This window comes from Rhodanobacter sp. MP1X3 (genome assembly GCF_014207165.1).
Lineage (GTDB): Bacteria > Pseudomonadota > Gammaproteobacteria > Xanthomonadales > Rhodanobacteraceae > Rhodanobacter.
In genome coordinates this window covers 1-1508 of the sequence record NZ_JACHCO010000022.1, presented here as the reverse complement: position 1 = coordinate 1508, position 1508 = coordinate 1, and the positions used below count along the sequence as shown (strand labels likewise).

The 1508-nt window shown below is 62.2% G+C and carries 1 protein-coding gene; it reads left to right on the top strand.

Annotated elements, in window-relative coordinates:
• Window positions 1-1508 (top strand): amino acid adenylation domain-containing protein (locus tag HDE79_RS21735; RefSeq protein WP_184605305.1); only part of this gene is annotated, 1508 nt, incomplete at both ends.

The following is a 1508-nucleotide window of genomic DNA, read 5'->3' as shown; positions in this document are numbered from 1 at the left end:
CATCAGGACGTGCCATTCGAACAAGTGGTGGAACGACTTAATCCGCCGCGCCGGCTGGAACACACGCCGCTGTTTCAGGTGATGTTCGCCTGGCAGAGTCATGATCAAGGCCAGTTGATGCTGCCGGGGTTGCAGATCGAGCCGGTGCAGATGGCAGCCGATCGCAGCAAGTTCGACCTGGAACTGGGTTTGAGTGAGGCCGGCGAGACAATCGAGGGTGCGCTGGGCTACACCACAGACTTGTTCGACGAAGCTACGATCAAGCGCTATCGCGGTTACCTGCTTGCCCTTCTGCGTGCGATGGTCCTGCAGACTGAGGTGCCGGTGACGCAGGTGGACCTGATGTCCCCGGCCGAGCGCACGCTGCTTCTGCAAACGTGGAATGGTACCGCAGTGCCGTATCCGGCGGACTTGTGCCTGCATCAGTTGTTCGAGGCGCAGGTGCGCCGCACGCCGGAGGCGACCGCGCTGGTATGCGGCGAGGAAACACTGAGCTACACCCTGCTCAATGCGCGCGCCAATAGCGTGGCCCATCGGCTGATCGAGCGAGGGGTGCGCCCGGACGACCGGGTGGCGATCTGCGTGGAGCGCTCGTTCACCATGGTAGAGGGTCTGCTGGGCATTCTGAAGGCGGGTGGTGCGTATGTGCCGCTGGATCCGGCGTATCCGTCGGAGCGGCTGGGGAGCATCCTGAGCGACGCGCAGCCATCGCTGTTGCTGTGTGATGCGGCGGGACGGGCAGTGCTGGGCAAAGCGGCGGACCGTTATGAGGTACTCGCGCTGGACCAGGCGGACCCATCGATGGTGCAGGCCGTCCACGATCCAGACCCGGCGGTGCTGGGGCTGACCTCGCGCCACTTGGCATACATTATCTACACCTCCGGCTCGACCGGTACGCCCAAGGGCGTCATGGTCGAACACCAGCAGATCGTGAATTCAACGGCGGTGCGCCTCGATTATTACCCTGCTACCTCGAGTGTCCTGGCGTCATTCTCGATCGGTTTCGATGTCGCCGTCGGTACGATGGCCTTCACCCTGTTGACAGGTGCGGCGCTGATTATCCCGCCAGGAGACATGGGTCGCGATCCAGACAGCTTTGCGCGTCTGATTGAACGCCATGAGATCGGGGCTTGGTTCGTCAATTCAAGTAGCATCTATAGCGCGGCACTGGAATCAGGCGCGTACCGACTTCGCTCGCTTCGTTGGGTAGCCCTGGGCGGAGAGGTCATACCTTCGAACATATTTCAGAAGCTGGTTTCCTTCGGGGAAGGGAAGCGGTCGATTCATAACGAATATGGTCCGACTGAAGCGACCGTGTGGAGCACCGTGGTGCGTCTGAGCGCGGATCACCCGGGCAACGGTATCGGCCGTCCAATCGCCAACGCTCGCCTGTACCTGCTCGACGGCTACGGCCAACCGGTGCCGCTGGGTGCGGTGGGCGAGTTGTACATCGGCGGCGACGGCGTGGCGCGTGGCTATCTGAATCGTCCGGATCTGACATCTGAGCG